This is a genomic window from Dysgonomonas sp. (genome assembly GCF_035323175.1).
In the GTDB taxonomy this organism is placed as follows: domain Bacteria; phylum Bacteroidota; class Bacteroidia; order Bacteroidales; family Dysgonomonadaceae; genus Dysgonomonas.
In genome coordinates this window covers 515,886-531,353 of sequence record NZ_DAOKYH010000001.1, presented here as the reverse complement: position 1 = coordinate 531,353, position 15,468 = coordinate 515,886, and the positions used below count along the sequence as shown (strand labels likewise).

Below are 15,468 nucleotides of genomic sequence, written 5' to 3'. Positions count from 1 at the left end.
TTTTAAAATTGTAATTATTTTTGAATCTGTTTATTCTTATATTTTCCTAAAAGTACCTGTGTAATTTCAAATCTATTAAAGATACGATAAAAGCAATAAAGAAAAGAGGCATATGAAACAGATATATTATCTTGTAGCAAGCATCTGGTATTGAAACATATGCCCCATAGCAACACATATTATGCCGATACCTTTTGCTATATCAACCCATTCAATCCGCTCTTCTTTCATTTGCAGAAAAGTCATTTACAGATCTTCTATCATATTCAACATCTTTTCGGTAGCCTTTACCGCTGCTTCGGTCTGGTCGGCATCAAGACCTCTTGTCTTGAAAGTCTTACCATTAAATTCCCACGTAATTACCGTTTGCACCAAAGCATCGGTACGCCCGCCGGGTGGTATATAAACAGCATAGTTCACTAACGTAGGGGTAGGCTTACCCAAACGTGAGTATATCTTATACAAAGCTTTCGAAAAAGCATGATACTGTCCGTCCCCCGGTGCAGTCCATTCGTGTTCCTGCCCTTCAATTTCTACTTTTACCGTAGCTGTAGGACGCAAGCCCTTTGTCAATAAAAATGCAAACGACAATATCTTGATTTTTCTTTCCTTCTCGTTGTTTTTCAACACATCCGAAATGATATATGGCAGATCGTCTTGCGTAATAATTTCTTTTTTATCACCTAATTCTATCACTCGGTTTGTCACTTTAGTCATATCATCCTCGTCGAGTTCAATACCCAAAGCCTCAATATTCTTTCGGATATTAGACTTACCAGACAATTTACCTAATGCATATTCACGAACACGACCAAAACGTTCCGGAAACAAATCGTTATAGTACAAGTTATTCTTGTTATCACCATCAGCATGTATTCCGGCACACTGTGTGAAAACATTGTCTCCGACAATTGGCTGATTAGCGGAGATTACCTGTCCCGAGTAAGACTCTACTACACGGCTGACCCTATTTATATTTTCTTCTTTTATTGAAGTTTTTAATTTCAATTGGTCGTGAAAAACTGCAATCACACTGGCCAGGGAAGCATTTCCTGCTCGTTCGCCGAGTCCATTCATTGTCAGATGCACGCCTCTCACTCCCACTTCTGCTGCCACCATTGTGTTCGCTACAGCAAGATCATAGTCGTTGTGAGCATGAAAGTCAAAATGAAGATCTCTATAACGGTTTATCATCCGGCGACAACAGCGCCATACGCTATGTGGATTCAATACCCCTAAGGTATCGGGAAGCATAAATCGCTTTATCGGCAAATCCTTCATTCCATCCATCATATAATAGACGTAATCTTCAGATTTCACGATTCCGTTAGACCAATCTTCGAGATATACATTGACTGTGATACCCAACTTTTGAGCCAATTCCACCTCAGCCTTAATATCATCAAGATGCTGTTCGGGTGTTTTGCGCAGCTGTTCGGTCACATGCTTATACGAACCTTTTGTCAACAGGTTTATAGTTTTACATCCTGTGTCTTTTATCCAATTGAGCGAAGCCCCTTTATCAATAAATCCTAATATCTCAATATTATCTATATATCCTGCGGATTTAGCCCAATTAGCGATTTTTTTTACAGTTTCAAACTCACCATTCGAAACACGAGCCGATGCTACCTCGATACGATTTACGCCGAGATCGACCAGCAACAAGTGAGCTATACTCATCTTCTCCTGAGCCGAAAACGAAACACTCGATGTTTGTTCGCCGTCTCTCAGGGTTGTGTCCATTATTTCTATCATGGTAATCTTTAATTTTCTTAATTACTTAATATCAAACCGCACTTGCAAGACACCAACCGCACTGTCGGCTTTTGGCGTTACATTCAATCTGATACTTTCTACAACAAAAGAATCTCCATCAGAATGCACAAGATTAAATTGATCTTTGAGCAAACTATATGAATCGGTACTGTATAATGGGAATGGCTTCCAAGAACCACTATCATCTTTATACTCCAAGTTCCAAACATCCGGCAAACGAACTCCGCCGTTGTCGTTATACCAATAAACCGAAAAGGCTTTTATATCAGTAGGCTTCTCGAAAGTGAAATCGATGCTTTGCTTTTCCCCCTTTTTGTTCCAAGAAGTCCATCTATTTATTTCTGTATCCTTAGAACTCTTCGGATGCTTTCCGTTAACAATAGAGAATACATTTTCGCCTTCGTTTGTATAAGTCGCTTTTATATCTTTTATCGCTACAGGAAGAATCGCAACGCTTTCACGCACTTTCTTTTGATTCTCAGCAAACCAAATATTCATTGTCGAAACTCCTCGATTGTTCCATGCATAATATGGAATAAGATTCAGTGAAGTCTGATGAATATTGCCTTTTACATCTATATAGTCTGCCGAAACATTTTTTATTAGGTCTATCCCCTTCAATATTCCTGTATCATCTCTCTGTACCTTAGCATCTGTTGAAACTTTAGTCAGATAATACCTGTTCACATCTTCAGTATTATCAATACCCTCTGCACAATATACTAACGGACCTCTGGAGATAGCTACCCTGTCATTGTCTGCTTTCACTTCCTTTATAGCATGTGAATAACGAACAGGCATAGGTAGTTTAAGCTCTACTTTATCTCCTTTCTTCCATTTTCTGGAGATAGAAACAAAACCTTTGTCAAGAGAAACTTCACCTTTTTTAAAAGATAAATTTCCGACCTTCTTATCGTTTATATATAGTTCCCACGCTTTCGAATTATTATCAACATAGCTATACAATTTACCCGGTACAAACTGAGAACCGACCCACGTAGGGATTCGCATTTTTATTGAAAACGTCTGATCATTCTTTTCGGGGTTTACAGTTAATACGATACTTTCATCGAACGGATAATTCGTTTTTTGCTCTAGTGCCACTTTTCCGGATGTAAGAGCAAAGTCTACTTTACTTCCGGTGTAGAAAGAACAATAAATTTCATTATCGGTATGCGCATACATCAAACCCGAAATTTGAGGAATAAGCCTCGCTAAATTTGTAGGGCAACAAGCAGTTCCAAACCAATATGAACGATCAACTTTACCATCCGAGGCAAGAGGATTAACATAGAAAAACTTGTTTCCTTCAAGATTTACTCCCGCTAGAACATTGTTCAAGAGTGACACTTCGGCAACATCCATGTATTTACCGTCTTTTTCGAGAAGAAACATACGATGGTTAAAGAATACATTGCCTACAGCGGCACACGTTTCATTATATGCTTCCTTATTTGGCAATTCATATTCAGGACCAAAGCCTTCGATACCATGTATAGCCCCCAGCCCACCTGTGATATGCATCCGTGTGTCCACAATATTGCCCCAGATCTTATCCAAAGCAGGCGAAAGAGTTGTATCCCCCGTCAATGTACCTACATCAGACATACCCGAATAAAGATAAACCGCACGCACGGCATGTCCTACTGCTTTATCCTGCTCACGTACAGGCGCATGCTGCTGTGCATATTCGGGCGACATGGTTCCTTTACCATCGGGCACATAGGTTACACCTCGTATATCGATAAACTTTTTCGCCATATTGAGATATAGCGGATCTCCGGTCACACGATAAAGCTTCACCAATGCGATTTCTATTTCTTCATGTCCGGGAGCTTGATTTACAGGCTTACCACCATTGTAATTCGGATCCCCTTCAAAGAAGACCTTATTTATATGTTTAGCACTCTTAGTCGCAATATCCAGCAGGTTCTTTTTGCCGGTAGCCTGATAGTATGCAGCCGCAGCCTCGTATAGATGCCCCATGTTGTACAACTCATGGCTGTGCACTACCCACGAATAAGGCTTATCGCCCATTCCTGCTCCACCCCACAATGGTGCGGTCTTATAAGACCCCGTAATATGAGGAGGGTACAAATAGCCGTCGGGTTGCTGAGCCTGAGCTATAATATCTGCGATATCATCTATCTGCTTTTCTAATTTTGGATCACGTTCCATCTTTAACAGATAGGCCGCACCTTCGATAACCTTAAACAAGTCGGAAGTGCTGAATCTGCTATCAGAAGGTAAAGGCCCTTCGATCCCTTTCAGATAATTCGCTGTGCGCCGAAGATCTTCTACAGCAATCTCTGTCCGTTCGAATGCCACAGGAACCAATACTTCTTTTTGGATCCTCATCCTATTGTTCCAGAAATTATCAGTAAGAGTCACTTGCTCAAACGATACAGGAGTTAAGATATTCTGAGAATAAATATTCACAGAAGCCATAATAAAAATGAATATATAAATACCTTTTTTCATTTGGGGGTATATCTCTTCTTATTCAGAACCATTTAGCATCTCAACAATGATGACAGACATAATCTAATCGCAGATAGCTGCTTACTACATTATTATAAAATTATAAAAGACGTTCCGTTTCGTACTTTTCTGTCAATTCTTTTTTAGATAACAGATAGTCGATATCATCAAGTCCCTTCAATAAACATTCTTTCTTGTAAGGGTTGATTTCAAAACTTTCTGTTTTCCCCGTAACATTGTTTGTTATGGTTTGTTTTTCCAGATTGATTGTCAATGTGGCTTTTGGATCAACATTTACACAAGCAAATATTTCGGAAAGAAACTCAGGTGTAACCACAACAGGAAGTACTCCATTGTTTAGTGAATTGTTTCTAAAAATATCCGCAAAGAAGCTTGAAACAACAGCTTTGAATCCATATCCGGCAACAGCCCACGCTGCATGCTCGCGACTGGAACCGCTACCGAAATTCTTTCCGGCAACAAGTATCTCTCCACTATATGTAGGATTGTTGAGCACAAAATCGGCTTTGGGACTTCCGTCTTTATTGTAACGCCAATCGGCAAAAAGATTATCACCAAAACCTTCTTTATCTGTCGCCTTCAAAAAGCGAGCCGGTATAATTTGGTCTGTATCCACATTCTCAATAGGAAGTGGAACGTATGTTGATGTAAGTGTTTGAAATTTTTCCATTGTTATTTATATGTATAATGAAAGAATATTTTTATTGTTGCTTATCAGTCTAATCGATGTAAAGAAATCCTTTTAATAAGGAATCATTTGCCTCGGTTAGTCTAACAAATCAGAAGTTACGAGGATCTGTAATCTTTCCTGTCACAGCAGCGGCAGCAGCCACAAGCGGACCGGCAAGAATAGTACGAGCACCCGGACCCTGACGCCCTTCAAAGTTACGATTTGATGTAGACACCGCATATTTACCTGCAGGCACCTTATCATCGTTCATCGCAAGACATGCCGAACAACCCGGTTGGCGAAGTTCAAAGCCTGCCTCTTTAAGAATATCATACAGTCCTTCATCTTTGATCTGTTGTTCTACTTTCCAACTTCCTGGAACTAACCAAGCGATTACATTATCAGCCTTTTTCTTCCCTTTTACAAAGTTTGCAAACACACGGAAGTCTTCGATACGTCCATTGGTACAACTACCAAGAAATACATAATCTATTGATTTGCCTTCTACCTTTTCTCCGGGTTTGAATCCCATATAATCCATAGACTTTTGGAAAGAAATACGTCCGGCCTCATCTATTTCATCCAATGTAGGGATCGATTCATCAATACCCATACCCATACCCGGATTAGTTCCGTAAGTAATCATTGGCTTGATATCTGCGGCATCGAATGTCAACTCTTTATCAAATTTCGCGCCTTCGTCAGTCTTTAATGTTTTCCAGTATGCTAATGCCTTATCCCACTCTTCTCCTTTAGGTGCAAATTCACGACCTTTCACATAAGAGAAAGTAGTCTCATCGGGAGCAACCAATCCTCCACGAGCACCCATCTCGATACTTAGGTTACATAGTGTCATACGCTCTTCCATAGACATGTTGCGAATAGCCTCACCCGCATACTCTACGAAATAACCGGTAGCACCGCCGGTAGTCAACTTAGAGATCATATATAGAGCTAAATCTTTAGCCGAAACACCTTCACCCAATTTTCCGTTGAATGTGATGCGCATTGTCTTCGGACGTGTCTGAAGAATACACTGCGTAGCCAATACCATTTCTACTTCGCTGGTACCAATACCAAATGCAATAGCACCAAAAGCTCCATGTGTAGAAGTATGGCTATCTCCGCACACAATAGTCATTCCGGGTTGAGTAAATCCGTTTTCCGGCCCTATAATGTGTACTACCCCATTTTTTTGATGTCCCAAAGGATAAAACAACTGAATACCAAAATCCTGCGCATTTTTAGACAATGTATCCAGCTGATTTCTCGAAATCAGATCTTTTACAGGCTGATCCTGATTGATAGTCGGCGTATTATGGTCGGCCGTTATCGTTGTTTTTTCGGGACGGTAGACTTTCAGCCCCCTTGCCCTAAGTCCATTAAATGCCTGAGGACTTGTGACCTCATGACAAAAATGGCGATCTATATACAATTGTGTGGGACCATTTTCAACGGATGAAACCACATGTGCATCCCAGATTTTGTCGAATAGAGTTTTCATTTTTCAAGTTTATTTTTGTTGATTCAACTTTTGAATAATTTTTCGTCCCAAGTTTTGTCCCGGAACTTCAATAAATTTATGAGTAAAGACCGAGCATATATAGCCCGATCTGAATATATACAAATATGCTAATATAAAGTAAAATGTTGCAGATCTATCTAAAAAGTCATAATTTATAGCAATATAACAATAGATAAGAATTATTAGAACTAAATAAGACAATGTCCTTGGTCGACGGAAGTATTCGTTAGAAGTAAATTTACGACATAATAGAACGCCCGCCTTCTGAAAAGGAATATGAACCAGAATAACCATCAATATAGCCATTCCGCGAAGGCTGTCAATATATTCATATTTTTTAGTTTCCATTTACTGCTTTAGTATGAGAAATAGGATCCAAAGACAATTTTTTAATTAGTCTCTTACCTAGATTTTGCCCCGGCACTTCAATTATCCTATATGTTATACTGGATATAGCAAAAGCCACCCCCGCAACAACAATATACATCAATAGAAAATTAAGAAGCGATGTTGTAAAATCAGTAACCTCTATAATTCGGTAAAAACCAAATCTATTAAAAAGATACACAACGGCAAAATGCAAAAGATACATGCTGAAACTTACTTTTCCGACCTCTGCCAGAAAGCGATTAGAGAACAGCCTGAAGCTATATCTAGCCTGAATAATGAGTAATAATACAAACACAAGACTAAACATAATATGCTTCGGAACTGAGATATAACAAAATACAATCATCATCCCCAAGAGGTACACCCATGTAAAAGGTTTTATTTCATGTTGTTCTCTATTTAAAAAGAAATAAGCTAATATCCCTAATGGGAATACCGGCAGTTGAACAAAGAAATTATATTCATGGAAATATGGATATATTGTATTCGCCTTTATGAAAGGATCAATAATCAACGCTAATGTCAAAGTAGACAGAAACAATAGTAGAGCAGCATTTACTGTTTTTATTTTACTGCATATAAACGGTAACATAAAGTAAAACAAAAACTCCACCGATACCGACCATCCTCCAGGCACATAATTATTGGTATGCTCAGGGATAAGTGCATTGGTAAAGAAAATGTTACTCAACATAGACCGAATTGGTATTGCCGAAAAATCAGGATTTACAAAATTGAATTGTAGGTACTTATCCAATGTAAAATAAATAATAGCTATATAATACATAGGTGCTATCCTGAAAAAACGACGAATAAAGAAATTCCGGTTTTTGTGTGGCTCATCCAGTCTATTGTAATGCGACATGGTCAATGTATATGCACTTACAATAAGGAATAGCTGCACGCCATATGCTCCATTCCCTATTATCGACAACAAAAGGCTATCTTTCGGAAAATAATCGATCATATTATCCAAAACTATACCAACATGAACAAGTACAACCAAAAGAATCGCTATTCCTCTCAAGCTGTCTATATATTGGTATTTTTGGGGCTCCATCTATTTTGACTTTGTCTGTATCTTTTTTACTTTACAAATTTGTTTACTGCATTTATAAACGCCTCCGCCGAAGCGGTTACAATATCAGTATTTGCAGAAAAGCCGTAATAGTTTACTCCTTCGTGCTCTACCTGCATATGTACTTTTCCGATATCATCGCTGCCTCTGTTTATTGCCTGAATCAAAAATTCTTCAATAACCATCTGGCGTCGTATGATTTGCTTAATCGCTTTTATGGCAGCATCTACTGGCCCATTGCCGGAAGCCGAGGCTTCAAACTTTTCGCCGGCAATATCAAGTCCTACATTCGCCACATTGCGTATCCCTAGCCCTGAGATCACCTGTAGATAATCCAACTTGATACGATGCATTTTATCTGTTTCTCTACCGGCTAAGATCAGGATATCCTCATCGGTAATATCTTTCTTCCTATCTGCCAAGTCAAGAAAACGTTGATAATATTCTGCTAATGTATCATCATCGACTTCTATACCAAGCAAATTTAGTCTATTTTTCAATGCAGCACGTCCACTTCTTGCAGTTAAGACAATTGCATTATCATCAATACCTACATCTTTAGGATCGATAATTTCATAAGTAGAAAGATGTTTCAGAACTCCATCCTGATGAATACCCGATGAATGAGCAAAGGCATTACGCCCTACCACAGCCTTGTTTGGCTGAACAGGCATATTCATCAGATTAGAAACCAAGCGACTGGTTGGATATATCTTTTGCGTATTGATATTTGTGTCAATTTTCAATTCTTTATGACTATGAATAGCCATAACAACCTCTTCCAAAGACGTATTACCTGCACGCTCACCGATACCGTTTATTGTCACTTCCACCTGACGAGCTCCATTTAAGACGCCCATTATAGAGTTTGCCGTAGCCATACCCAAGTCTTGATGACAGTGTGTAGAAAGAATAGCATTCTTCATATCCACATGATCAATCAGATATTTTATCTTGGCACCATATTCTGTCGGCAAACAGTACCCTGTAGTATCGGGAATGTTTACAACAGTAGCTCCGGCATTAATTACGGCTTGTACCACACGTGCAAGATAAGCATTGTCGGTACGCCCTGCATCTTCGGCATAAAATTCAACGTCTTCAACAAAACGCTTCGCATATTTGACAGCAGCAGCAGCTCTTTCTATAATTTCGTCTTGTGTCGAATTAAATTTATGCTTAATATGATATTCCGAAGTTCCAATACCTGTATGTATACGTTTTTTCTTGGCATACTTTAAGGCTTCGGCAGCTACTTCTATATCTTTTTCCACAGCACGTGTAAGAGCACAGATTGTAGGCCAAGTAACAGCCTTGGATATTTCAACCACCGAGTTGAAATCTACAGGACTGGAAACAGGGAAACCAGCTTCGATTACATCAACACCGAGCATTTCGAGGGCTTTGGCTACTTCAATTTTCTCGATTGTGTTCAACTGGCAACCCGGAACTTGCTCTCCGTCTCTCAATGTGGTGTCAAAAATAAATAACTTGTCCATAACTGTTTTTAATTAAATCCTGATTATTCTACATAAAAAAAGCCTTTCTCATCTACTTTACAGTGAGAAAGGCTCTAGTTTTTTCTTTATCGTTTATACTACATAGCAATGCTCACTCTAAATTTCTCCAGAGCAGAATGAGTGAACTAATAATAATACTATGTAAATTCATATTCAATATTTACTTTATTGGCTGACAAAGTTATTTTATTTTTTCAGAAAAACAAATAAAAAGTTTTATTTTTTGATTTTGTTATGACATTTACACATTATAGGTAATTAAATCGATAAAACGTATCTTTGCACATATTTTACTAAATAAAATCATGATCACCACTTTTAACGAATATCTAAGCAAACATAATTATTCAGAATTTGATCTCAAAGCTGTCCTTTTCGATATGGACGGAGTTCTGTACGACTCGATGAAATGGCATGCCAAATCGTGGAAAGAAACAATGGACGAATTTGATATACCCAGTACACCCGAAGAATTCTACCTATACGAAGGAATGGTGGGTAGCCATACAATAAACCACCTGATGAAAAGGGAAAAAGGAAGAGAAGCTACCGAAAAAGAAGTAAATGCAATATATAAGCGTAAGACCGAACTGTTTTCGGAATACAATGACGGAAGCCTGATTCCATACGCTTACGACTTCGTTAAAAAAGCACATGACGAGGGTTTGATCTGTGCCGTGGTTACAGGATCGGGACAACCGACCCTGATAGATAAACTGGAACACAATTTCCCGGGATTATTTAAGAAAGAACGAATGGTAACAGCCTTTGATGTGAAACATGGCAAGCCGCACCCCGAGCCTTATCTGATGGGGCTGGAAAAAGCCGGACACCTGAAACCAAACGAAGCTATCGTTGTAGAAAATGCACCGAGAGGAGTAGAAGCAGCGGTTGCCGCAGGCATCTTTACGATCGCTGTAAACACAGGACCAATGCCTGACAAAATATTAGCCGATGCGGGTGCAAACATCGTACTCCCATCGATGAAAGCTCTATACGAAAAATGGGATGAGTTATACAAATTAATAAAACCATAAAAGAAATAAGGGGACAAAAGAGCTGATAATACAACAAAATGACATTATTTACGTTTTTTAATTAGCGGTTCATTTTTTTTCTATCTTTGTGAATCGATATGTATTGTATACAGTAGGAAAGGAAATGGGTAAATTATATGTTATACCTACCCCAGTAGGTAATTTAGAAGATATGACTTTCAGGGCAGTCAGACTATTAAAAGAAGTGTCTCTTATACTGGCTGAGGATACCCGAACAACAGGTATTTTGTTGAAGCATTTCGAGATACAAAACAAAATGCAATCGTATCACAAATTTAATGAACACAAGGCTGTAGCTCATATCGTAGAACGTATAAATACAGGCGAAGATATGGCACTGGTCTCAGACGCGGGTACTCCGGGAATTTCTGATCCGGGATTTTTGATTGTCAGAGAATGTATTGCAGCGGGTATTGATATAGAGTGTTTGCCGGGAGCAACGGCTTTTGTTCCGGCCCTTGTAGCATCGGGCATTCCTTGCGACAGATTCTGTTTCGAGGGCTTTTTACCTCAGAAAAAAGGGAGAATGACCCGCTTGAAGGTATTGGCCGAAGAAACAAGGACTATTGTATTATACGAATCTCCGCATAGGGTATTAAAAACGTTAACACAATTAGCAGAATATGTGGGGGAAGAACGATATGTGGCAACGTGTCGCGAAATCTCCAAAAGATATGAAGAAGTCTTAAGAGGCAGCCTCAAAGACTTAATATTACACTATACAATGAACGAACCCAGAGGAGAATTTGTTATAGTGCTTGCAGGTAAAGAAGAATAAATTTTTAAACTATAATAGAAAAAGAAATCTAACAACTTAAATATTAGTTTATGAAAAAATTAGTAGTTGGATGTCTATGCTTATTAGCATTAGCATCATGTAACGTAAAAAATTCGGATGAATATAAAGCTTTACAGGCTCAACGCGACTCTCTTCTTCAAGTTACGAGCAAAAGTAATAGCGAATTGGAGGAAATGAATACTTTGATTAACGATGTAGAAGAAAATTTCAGACAAATAAGAGAAGCTGAAAAATTCCTATCTATCGAATCCAAGTCTAAAGGGGAAATGTCGAATGATACAAAAACACGTATCAAAGACAATTTTGAAATGATCAATGAAATATTGAAAAAGAACAAAACTGATATCGACAAACTAAATAAAAGGCTAAAAAGCAATTCGGGACAAATGTCTGGCTTGAAAGCAACTATCGAACGTTTGAATTCTGAGTTAGTAGAAAGAGCTAACACTATTTCGGAACTTCAAAAATCATTATCAGCGCGTGACGAGCAAATAGCTTTATTGCAAACAGATGTACAATCATTAACTTCAAATGTAGAAACATTATCATCTCAGACTGCGGAACAAGCATCTAAGATTAAAGAACAAGACAAGGAGTTGAATACTGCTTATTATATGTTCGGCACAAGCAAAGAGCTTAAAGAAGCTAAAATTGTTTCGGGCGGATTCCTTGCTTCTCCTAAGATTTTGAAAGAAAGCATCGAGAAGAGTAAGTTCATAAGAATTGATATCCGTGACACTCACAGTATTCCTGTTTATGACAAGAAAGCTAAACTCTTGTCAGATCACCCTAAAGACAGTTATACTTTAGACAAAGATGCAAAAGGAACTATAGTTATCAAAATTACAGACTATAAGAGATTCTGGAGTTTAACTAAATTCTTAATCATCGAAGTAGGTTGATAATAACAACGATATAATATCAAGAAGCGCTATCTTTTACAGATAGCGCTTTTTTTGTAGCTAAATTCAAAAGCCAACACACTTTTTCTATTATATTATTACTCAGAAGTGAAATACTCTCTAAATTTTGATAGAAAATAAATATTACTGTTATTTTTGTAACTTTGCATTATAAATGCATATCCTTTTGTTATGTAAAAATAACGGAGCTTCTCGTATCACTATCAATAAGGGAGTTTTGCTTCGTTTAACATAACAAAACAACAGCTTATTTTATCAATCACTTATACTTAGCGACAATGCCAGTAAATATCCCAAATAATCTTCCGGCTATAGAGATTCTGAAAAAAGAGAATATATTTGTTATGAGTCAATTAAGGGCTGACGAACAAGACATCCGTCCCTTGAGAGTACTCATACTAAATCTCATGCCGATAAAGATTATGACCGAAACGGATCTGATCAGATTATTGTCGAACAATCCGTTACAAGTAGAAGTTGAATTCTTGATGCTCGAAACACATGTATCAAAAAATACATCGGAAGAACATTTGCAGATGTTTTATAAAAGTTTTAGCGACGTAAAAGATGACTTCTATGACGGGATGATTATTACCGGAGCCCCGGTAGAACTCTACGAATTTAAAGAAGTTACATACTGGTCCGAGATATCTGCAATATTCGACTGGGCACGTACGCATGTTACATCTACACTCTATATTTGCTGGGCGGCTCAGGCGGCCATGTATCACTTTTATGGCATAAATAAATATATTCTTCCCGAAAAAATGTTCGGGGTATTCAAGCATGTAGTACATGACAAAAAGTTTCCACTATTCAGAGGCTTTGATGACGAATTCTATATTCCACACAGTCGCCATACCACGGTAAGAAGAGATGAGATATTAAATAGTGGCGGACTTAAAATATTGTCCGAGTCTGATGATTCGGGAGTAGGCATCGTGATGTCGCGCGGAGGACGTGAGTTCTATCTGACAGGTCATTCAGAATATGCTCCTTACACGTTGAATAACGAATATGTAAGAGATGCAGAGAAAGGATTACCAATAAAAATTCCAAGTAATTATTACAAAAACGACAATCCGGCAAACCCTCCCGTAGTGCGTTGGTCGGGACATGGAAATTTATTATTTAATAATTGGCTTAACTACTTCGTTTATCAAGAAACTCCATACGATAAAACTCAAATCAAAAACATGGGAGATCTTGATTTGATGAATGAAAAATAAAAAGGCATATACTCTTTGTAAATTTATCTATATATAAGAAAGTTTCAACAACAAAAAGGTAACACTCAAAAACAATAAAAAACGTGTTACTTTTGTTACTTTTTATTCAGAAACATAAAAGAAGACAATCACTTGCTTAAAGTACGAAAAATAGAATTACTCGCGCCTGCCAAGAACCTTGAATGTGGTATCGAGGCAATCAATCATGGTGCAGATGCAGTATATATAGGTGCTCCAAAGTTCAGTGCACGGGCTGCTGCCGGCAATACACTCGATGACATTAAGGCTCTGGCTGAATATGCACATTTGTACAATGCGAAGGTATATGTAGCTCTCAACACAATACTGAATGACAACGAACTGAGGGAAACAGAAGCACTGATATGGCAGCTATACAATAATGCCCGGGTAGATGCTCTGATTATTCAAGATATGGGCATTACGATGCTCAACCTCCCTCCTATTGCCCTACATGCAAGTACACAGATGGATAACCGAGGGGCTGACAAAGTAAAGTTTTTAGAAAAGGCTGGTTTTCAACAAATAGTACTACCCCGTGAGTTGACAATAGACGAAATACACGACATAGCAGTACAAGTCACCACACCTCTCGAAGTTTTTGTACATGGAGCATTATGTGTATGCTATAGCGGTCAGTGTTACCTCAGTCAGGCTTTATCAGGACGAAGTGCGAATAAAGGAGCATGCGCCCAATATTGTCGCCTACCTTATACTTTGAGTGATGCCGAAGGAGAAGAGATCATGGCAAAAAAGCATTTTCTATCGATGAAAGATCTCAATTTATCGGAGAACTTGGAAGAGCTGCTTGAAGCCGGAGTGAGTTCTTTAAAAATAGAGGGGCGACTCAAAGATATTTCGTATGTAAAGAATGTTGTTGCTTATTATCGTACCAAACTCGATCGTATAATAGAAAGACACCCGGAATATATAAGATCATCGTCAGGAAAATCAAGTTATACATTTGAGCCAAATCTTGAGAAGAGTTTTAATAGAGGTTTTACAAAGTATTTCTTGCACGAACGCACAAATAATATGTGGTCGCTGGACTCTCCAAAGTCTGTAGGTGAACCGATTGGCAAAATCACTGAGGTTACAACAAAATATATCAAGATAAATAGTACCAAAAAGTTGCATAACGGAGACGGACTTTGTTTTTTCAACAACAAGAAAGAACTCGAAGGTATTAATGTAAACCGTGTAGAAGGAGATAACATATATCCGGCAACTATTCCCGAACTAAAAAAGGGAACTTATGTGTATAGAAACTATGACCATGAGTTTGAGAAATTATTATCAAAAAAGTCTGCCGACCGTAAAATAGAGACATCAATAATAATAAAAGAAACAACATTTGGCTTTTCTCTTCAGATTAGAGATGAGGATGATAATCATGCAATTATCAACTTTGAACAAGAAAAGCAACCTGCTCAAAAAGATCAAACTGAAAGTATACGGAACAATTTGAGTAAAACAGGTAATACAATATTTAAGGTGAACGATGTAATCTTTGACTTCAAAAACAGTTGGTTTATTCCGGCCTCTGTTCTATCGGAGTGGAGAAGGCAACTCATAGACAAGCTACTATCTGTTCGAAAGATTAGATATCGTCAAGATATCGTTCCTCATAAACAGACCTCTCATGTCTTTCCTATTTCCAATATTACATATCTCGGAAATGTGATGAATGAGAAGAGTAAGCAGTTTTATGTTCAGCATCAATCTGCGGTAACACAGCCTGCATTTGAGAAGCAAGTACAGAATGATGTTCCTTTAATGTTTACCCGTCATTGCATCAAACAGTCATTAGGCTGGTGTCCTAAAGAAGGCAATGAAAAACATCCGTATAAAGAGCCTTTTTTTCTGGTGTACAACAATACAAGGCTGAGACTTTTTTTTGATTGTAAAAATTGCGAAATGAAGGTATTCAATGACTCCATTAATTAATATTTTATCTATCTTTAGCCCCCATAAACG

General features: G+C 38.1%; 12 protein-coding genes. 5 read left to right on the top strand and 7 right to left on the bottom strand.

Annotation, left to right across the window (positions count from 1 at the left end; translation table 11 throughout):
- Positions 1-246: 246 nt before the first annotated feature.
- From PKC55_RS02250 to PKC55_RS02220, 7 genes are all read right to left on the bottom strand, one after another.
- The gene (locus PKC55_RS02250) at positions 247-1,758 is read right to left on the bottom strand and encodes a hydroxymethylglutaryl-CoA lyase-like TIM-barrel protein (RefSeq protein ID WP_283686109.1); all 1,512 of its coding nucleotides are present in this window, start codon (positions 1,756-1,758) and stop codon (positions 247-249) included.
- 21 nt (positions 1,759-1,779) lie between these two features.
- On the bottom strand, positions 1,780-4,260 hold the full coding sequence (locus PKC55_RS02245; RefSeq protein WP_291127865.1) for a glycoside hydrolase family 127 protein: 2,481 nt from the start codon (positions 4,258-4,260) through the stop codon (positions 1,780-1,782).
- 100 nt (positions 4,261-4,360) lie between these two features.
- Entirely contained in the window at positions 4,361-4,951 is a 591-nt protein-coding gene (gene leuD / locus PKC55_RS02240) for a 3-isopropylmalate dehydratase small subunit (protein ID WP_291127868.1), read from the bottom strand.
- 109 nt (positions 4,952-5,060) lie between these two features.
- The gene (gene leuC, locus PKC55_RS02235; protein ID WP_324371663.1) at positions 5,061-6,455 is read right to left on the bottom strand and encodes a 3-isopropylmalate dehydratase large subunit; all 1,395 of its coding nucleotides are present in this window, start codon (positions 6,453-6,455) and stop codon (positions 5,061-5,063) included.
- Positions 6,456-6,464: 9 nt separating this feature from the next.
- On the bottom strand, positions 6,465-6,824 hold the full coding sequence (locus tag PKC55_RS02230) for a hypothetical protein (RefSeq protein ID WP_324371661.1): 360 nt from the start codon (positions 6,822-6,824) through the stop codon (positions 6,465-6,467).
- A complete protein-coding gene (locus tag PKC55_RS02225; protein ID WP_291127873.1) occupies positions 6,814-7,926 on the bottom strand; it encodes an acyltransferase family protein in 1,113 nt (370 codons plus the stop codon). Before PKC55_RS02225 ends, PKC55_RS02230 begins: the two co-directional genes overlap by 11 nt.
- Before the next feature lie 26 nt (positions 7,927-7,952).
- A complete protein-coding gene (locus PKC55_RS02220) occupies positions 7,953-9,443 on the bottom strand; it encodes a 2-isopropylmalate synthase (RefSeq protein WP_303888171.1) in 1,491 nt (496 codons plus the stop codon).
- Positions 9,444-9,769: 326 nt separating this feature from the next.
- On the opposite strand from PKC55_RS02220, the gene PKC55_RS02215 reads away from it, so the two are divergent.
- The 5 genes from PKC55_RS02215 to PKC55_RS02195 all read left to right on the top strand — a co-directional run bounded on the left by PKC55_RS02215 (position 9,770) and on the right by PKC55_RS02195 (position 15,438).
- The gene (locus tag PKC55_RS02215; protein ID WP_324371657.1) at positions 9,770-10,501 is read left to right on the top strand and encodes an inorganic diphosphatase; all 732 of its coding nucleotides are present in this window, start codon (positions 9,770-9,772) and stop codon (positions 10,499-10,501) included.
- A gap of 124 nt (positions 10,502-10,625) precedes the next feature.
- Positions 10,626-11,300, top strand: coding sequence for a 16S rRNA (cytidine(1402)-2'-O)-methyltransferase (gene rsmI / locus PKC55_RS02210; protein WP_291127880.1), 675 nt, complete (start codon positions 10,626-10,628; stop codon positions 11,298-11,300).
- 50 nt (positions 11,301-11,350) lie between these two features.
- On the top strand, positions 11,351-12,223 hold the full coding sequence (locus tag PKC55_RS02205; RefSeq protein WP_006843001.1) for a Cbp1 family collagen-binding glycoprotein adhesin: 873 nt from the start codon (positions 11,351-11,353) through the stop codon (positions 12,221-12,223).
- A gap of 299 nt (positions 12,224-12,522) precedes the next feature.
- On the top strand, positions 12,523-13,473 hold the full coding sequence (gene metA, locus PKC55_RS02200; RefSeq protein WP_291130273.1) for a homoserine O-acetyltransferase MetA: 951 nt from the start codon (positions 12,523-12,525) through the stop codon (positions 13,471-13,473).
- 132 nt (positions 13,474-13,605) lie between these two features.
- On the top strand, positions 13,606-15,438 hold the full coding sequence (locus tag PKC55_RS02195) for a peptidase U32 family protein (RefSeq protein ID WP_291130271.1): 1,833 nt from the start codon (positions 13,606-13,608) through the stop codon (positions 15,436-15,438).
- The last annotated feature ends 30 nt before the right edge of the window (positions 15,439-15,468 follow it).